We start from the raw sequence: 5,640 nt of genomic DNA, 5'->3' as shown, positions 1-5,640 counted from the left end.
GCTGCCCCAGCCCAGGTCCGGCACCGAAAGCCACAACCGGGAACCGGCTTCGCGCAGCGCGTTGTAGAGATCAAAGAACGTCACGCCGGGTTCGATGATGACGGTCCCGGACTCGTCATCGATCTCCAACACCCGGTTCATTCGCCGCAGGCTGACAATCACGGACCCGGGGACGCGGGGCTCGGAGGCGCCATAGCCGTAGTTCCGGCTCATCGAACCAGTCCACATCGGGACGCCATAACGGGAGGCGATGCGCACGACCTCTTGGACTTCTTCAACATTGGCAGGTGAAAGCACCGCGAGCGGCGGTTCGCCCGAGGTCGCCTGCTCCCGGAACGGATCCCGGTATTCCTCGACCGATGATTCGTCTGTCAGCATGCCTTCCGCGCCAAGAAGCGCGGCAAACTCCGCCAAGGCTGCGGCCTGCGAAGAACTATTCACCATAATCACACCATCCCGTTGTTGTTTGCTGATTCTGTCGCCAGTGGCTGAATCACGTCCCAATGCCCCACGATCTTTGCCCCTTCCAGGCGGAAGATGTCAGCATGACGATCCCCTCGGAGCCCGGAGGAAGCTTTGTGTGCGAGCTGAGGTGGGCTAACGTACAGTCGTTAGTTTGGACTGTACATGGAAATTGGCTTGATCGGAAGGCAGGGCGATTGCAAAGTCGCGGTGATGTCGCGAGTGTGCAGGTCACGGCGGTGTGACGATGCCGGGCAGGAACCCTGCGTGTTTGCGGGTTGGGCGGGATCGCTCGGTGATGGCCGGTCATGTCGGGTGGGTCCGGATGCAGGTGCAGGCACGGTCTCGTTGATCATGTGAGTGTCGAGTTCACGTGACCACAACCGAAGACCGTGCCTGCTGTCTCAGCTTCTCCTATGCCGTCGGGCCTGGAGCAACTGGCCCGTACCCCGTCGCCGCAGCCGTTGCCCGATGCGGTGTGCCTTGTTCAGTTTCTCGCGGGCCTGCCAGACCCGCGTGACCGTCGTGATCGGCGTTTCCCACTGACGGCGCTTGTTGCGGCCGCGGCGGCAGGAACGCTGGCCGGCGCGCGGTCTCTGACCGCGATTGCCGAGTGGATCGCGGACGCGCCTCGCTGGGTGCTGCTGGCCCTCGGCTTCTCGGTCGACCCGTTCACCAGAGCGGTCACCGTGCCGCATCCCACCACGGTCATGCGGCTCCTCGGCCGTCTCGACGGCGACGCCTTCGACACCGCCGTCAGCGCATTCCTACAGGCCAGGGCCCAGAACCGTCAGGCGGCAACGACCCGTTGGCGGGCGGTGGCCGTCGACGGGAAGCAGTTGCGCGGCTCGCGCGCGGGTGGAGGGAAGGCGGTGTGGCTGCTGGCCGCGATGGATCACACCGGAACGGTGAACGCCCAACGCCAGATCGACGCCAAGAGCAACGAGACGCCCGCGTTCATCCCGCTCCTGGACGGCCTGGCCCTGGAGAACACCGTGGTCACCGCGGACGGCGCCCACACCCAGCACGTCGCTGCCAAGGGGGTCAAACCGGTCGCTCTCGAGCTGGGCGGCAAATCGGCGAGCGTCCTTCTCGACGACGCGGACCTCGATGCGGCCGTGACCGCCGGCGTTCAGGGGTGTTTCATCAACTCGGGCCAGACCTGCAGCGCGCTCACCCGCATGCTCGTGCCGCGGCGCCTGCTGGACGAGGTCGAGCAACGCATCGTGGCACTGGTCGACGAAGTCAAGGTCGGTGATCCCTTCGATCCTGAGACGACGCTCGGCCCTTTGGCCGGCCGTGCTCAGCGCGACCGCGTCGCAGGCTTCGTCGACGGAGCGCTCGATGCGGGCACACGTCTCCTCGCAGGCGGTCCGTCGGCCGCATCCAGTCTGCCGAAGACCGGTTTCTACGCGCCGCCCGCCGTGTTCACCGACGTCGACGCCGGGTCGAGGCTGGCCCAGGAGGAGGTCTTCGGCCCGGTGCTGGCAGTGATCCCGTACGACGGCGGTGACGAGGAGGCCGTCGCGCTCGCCAACGACTCCGACTACGGACTCAGCGGAGCGGTGTGGTCGGCCGATCCCGCCCGCGCGCTGGCTGTGGCGAGGCGGATCCGCACGGGGCAGGTCTCCGTCAACGACGCTGCGTACAACCCGCTGGCGCCCTTCGGCGGCGTCAAGCGGTCGGGCCACGGGCGGGAACTCGGACCGCACGGACTCATGGAGTTCACGACTCTGAAAGCCATCCAGCGATGACCGGCAGCACCGCACGCCGCAACGGCGAAGTCTCTCACTGGTACGCCGCCTCGGGCATCCCGTCCCGGCGGCCCCCGTTGCCCGGACACCGCACGGTCGACGTGTGCATCACCGGTGGGGGGCTCACCGGACTGTGGACGGCCTACTACCTCAAGCGCGCTAAGCCCGAGCTGGACATCGTCGTGGTCGAGCGGGAGTTCGCGGGCTTCGGCGCTTCCGGGCGCAACGGCGGATGGCTGACGTCGGGATTCGCCGCACCGCGCAGGCGCCTCGCGGCGACCCATGGAAGGGACGCCGTCGTCGCGCTCCAGCGGGCGATGCAGAAGACCGTGGACGAGGTCATCGCCGTGTGCGACGCTGAGTCGATCGACGCCAAGGCGCTGCGGTGCGGCATCCTCCACGTCGCACGCAGTGAGGCGCAACTGGCCCGGATGCACACGCAGATCGCCGACGACCGGCGGTGGGGCCTGACCGAGGACGACATCCGGGAGCTGACCGGGAAAGAGGTGGCCGCGCGGCTCCAGGTCGAAGGAGCACTCGGCGCCACGTTCAACCCGCACGGTGCGCGCGTACAACCGGCGGACCTCGTACGTGGGCTCGCCGATTGCGTTGAGCGAGCAGGGGTGACGATCTACGAGCAGACCGAAGTGACCGAGGTCGTTCCCGGGCGCGCGATCACACGGCGCGGCATTGTTTCAGCGCCGATCCAGTTGACCTGCCTGGAGGGGTTCACGGCTTCGCTCCGCGGGCACCGCCGCGACTGGCTCCCACTCAACTCGGCCATGGTCGTGACCGAGCCGCTGCCCGACACCATCTGGGACCAGATCGGGTGGGAGGGGTGCGAGCTGCTCGGCGACCGCGCCCATGCCTACATCTACGCACAGCGGACCTCTGACGGCCGCGTCGCACTCGGTGGCCGGGGCGTCCCCTACCGATACGGCTCGCGCACCGACAGCGAGGGTCGGACCCAACGTCGGACGGTCAGGCAGTTGACTTCGGTGCTGCACGAAATGTTCCCGGTTCTGAAGAACGTCCCGATCGACCACGCGTGGTGCGGGGTGCTGGGAGTGCCGCGCAACTGGACGCCGACAGTGCATTTCGAGTCCGCCACCGGGCTCGGCATCGCGGGCGGCTATGTCGGCAACGGCGTGGCGACCGCGAACCTCGCCGGCCGGACGCTCCGGGATCTGGTGCTCGGGGAAACCACGGACCTGACGGCGCTGCCCTGGATCAACCAGCACGCACGGGCTTGGGAACCCGAGCCGTTGCGCTACCTCGGCGCCGGTCTCGTCTATGCCCTCTATCGCGAGGCTGACCGGCGTGAGTCCCGCGGCCTGCGGCGCACGAGCGCCCTCGCCAAGGCGGCGACCTGGGTATCGGGCAGATGAGAGTCGCGGTGGCTGGGGCCAGCGTCTGCTCATTCAAGCCGTAGCCGGCTCGTCCGACAACCCTCAATCCAGAGATCAGAACATTCACGGAGTCATGCATTACTGAACAAGCGTACGTTCGTCAGTTTGTGGAGAAAGGAAGTGCTGTGGAAAGCAGTGACACAACGGCAGGCGCTAATCGAGGATGGGGCCGGCAGCGCGTGGCCGTCGAGATCGGCGGAACCTTCACCGACGTGATGTGGGTCGACGGTGACGGCGCGCTCAACACGCACAAGACCCCCTCGACGCCCGCCGAGCCCGCGCGGGCCGTACTTGGGCTTCTTCCATGGCTCGACGGTAGCCACGAACGCTGTCCTCACCCGGCGCGGCGCGCGCGCCGGCCTGTTGGTGACCAAGGGATTCCGTGACGTGCTCGCGCTTCAGCGGCAGCTGCGGGGCGATGTCTACCAGTTCTCGCCGCGCAAGCCGGAGCCGATCATCCCGACCGCGCTCGTGCGTGAAGTCGAGGAGCGGATCGACCATCATGGTGAGGTCCTCACCTCGCTTGACGAGAAGGGGCTATTGAAAGCGGTGGGCGAGCTCGTCGCGGGTCAGGAGATCGAGACCCTCGCAATATGCTTCCTGCACGCCTACCGCAACGCCGAGCACGAGCAGCGCGCTTTGGAGGTGTTGCGTGCGGAGTTTCCTCAGCTGCCCGTGATCGTCTCGAGCGATGTGCTGCCGGTCTTTCGCGAGTACGAGCGGGCGAGTGCGACCGGGATCTGTGCTTACGTGCTCAAGCACGTCCAGTCGTACCTGGAGCTGCTCGAAAACCGCTTCGCCGAGTCCGGGACTCCGATGCTCGTGATGCAGTCGTCGGGCGGGCTGTTGCCGACCTCCGGCATCATGCGACGCCCGTTGGAGATGCTCGAGTCCGGGCCGGCGGCCGGAGTGACCGCGGCGCTCACGGTGAGCCGTCGGCTCGGTTACCCCAACGCTGTGACGCTCGATGTCGGAGGGACGAGCACCGACATCTGTCTGATCACCGACGGTCGCCCGGACCAGTCCAACGAACGCATGGTTGACGGGCTGCCGCTGGGCATCCCGGCGCTCAACATCGTCAACATCGGAGCCGGAGGCGGCAGCGTCGGCCACTACGACGTTGGCGGGATGCTGCAGGTCGGACCGCAGAGCGCCGGAGCCCAGCCGGGCCCTGCCTGCTATGGCCGCGGCGGAACCGAACCGACCTTGACCGACGCCTTGGTTCAGCTCGGATGGCTGCGCCCGAAGACCTTCCTCGGCGGCCGGATGAGGCTCGATGAGGACGCCGCCACCGCCGCGCTGGCCAAGCTGGACCAGTCGGAAGAGGGAGCTGTCGCCGCGGCCTGGGCGATCGTACAGATCGCCGTCTCCAACATGGCGCGGGGAGTCGCGAAGGTTTCGGTGCAGCGCGGCCGTGATCCCCGTGAGCACGTTCTTTATGCGTTCGGCGGGATGGGCCCGATGATCGGTGCGCTCGTTGCCGAGGAGCTGGGGATGAACCGCGTGGTGGTTCCGATCCATCCGGGGCTCTTCTCCGCCTTTGGCCTGCTGCTCGCCGATGTCACCCGGACGTACGAACAAACGCATTTTGCACGTGTTGAAGAGTCTGCCGTCGCGGGACTGATCGACGTGTTCGAGCGTCTGGAGCGTCAGGCTGCCGACGAGTTCGCCGGGTACGGCTACGAGCGGGCCTCACTGCGGTTCGACCACGTGCTGGGCGAGCGGGATCTCGCCGACGGTGGGTGGCTGGAACAGCTCATCGCGATCAACGTGCGCGCGCCGGAGCTCGTGATCGGCGACCTACGCGCGCAGGTGTCGGCCAACAGGACCGGCGAGCGCCGATTCCAGGAGCTGGTGGCACGGTTCTCCCAGGAGAGGGTGCTGCGCGCCTGCACCGAACTCCAGGACTACTCGGAGCGGATGGCGCGCGCGGTGCTCGGGTCCATGCCCGACGGCGAGTATTCGGCCGAGGACTTCGTCGACGACAACGGCTTCACCGACGACCCGCTGCGCGT

4 protein-coding genes and 1 pseudogene are annotated in these 5,640 nt (G+C 67.2%); 4 read left to right on the top strand and 1 reads right to left on the bottom strand.

Translation table 11 applies throughout. From position 1 onward, the window contains the following. Positions 1–444 (bottom strand): FAD-binding oxidoreductase (locus ABT009_RS47145; protein ID WP_351309566.1); only part of this gene is annotated, 444 nt, incomplete at its 3' end. 434 nt (positions 445–878) lie between these two features. Here ABT009_RS47145 and ABT009_RS47140 point away from each other — a divergent pair. From ABT009_RS47140 to ABT009_RS47125, 4 genes and pseudogenes are all read left to right on the top strand, one after another. Further along, the gene (locus ABT009_RS47140; protein WP_351309563.1) at positions 879–2,216 is read left to right on the top strand and encodes an aldehyde dehydrogenase family protein; all 1,338 of its coding nucleotides are present in this window, start codon (positions 879–881) and stop codon (positions 2,214–2,216) included. Beyond that, positions 2,213–3,604 (top strand): NAD(P)/FAD-dependent oxidoreductase, encoded by a 1,392-nt coding sequence (locus ABT009_RS47135; RefSeq protein ID WP_351309560.1) that lies wholly within the window; start codon positions 2,213–2,215, stop codon positions 3,602–3,604. The genes ABT009_RS47140 and ABT009_RS47135 overlap by 4 nt, the downstream gene beginning before the upstream one ends. Before the next feature lie 236 nt (positions 3,605–3,840). Beyond that, positions 3,841–5,134, top strand: a pseudogene (locus ABT009_RS47130) (hydantoinase/oxoprolinase family protein); the annotation flags it as partial. Beyond that, on the top strand, positions 5,120–5,640 hold a 521-nt coding region (locus ABT009_RS47125; protein WP_351309569.1), incomplete at its 3' end, for a hydantoinase B/oxoprolinase family protein. The pseudogene ABT009_RS47130 and the gene ABT009_RS47125, both read left to right, overlap by 15 nt.

Source organism: Streptomyces sp. NPDC002896, from assembly GCF_040295225.1.
GTDB lineage: Bacteria > Actinomycetota > Actinomycetes > Streptomycetales > Streptomycetaceae > Streptomyces.
Note: the sequence above shows the minus strand (reverse complement) of the source record. Positions and strands in the feature narration are given on the sequence as shown.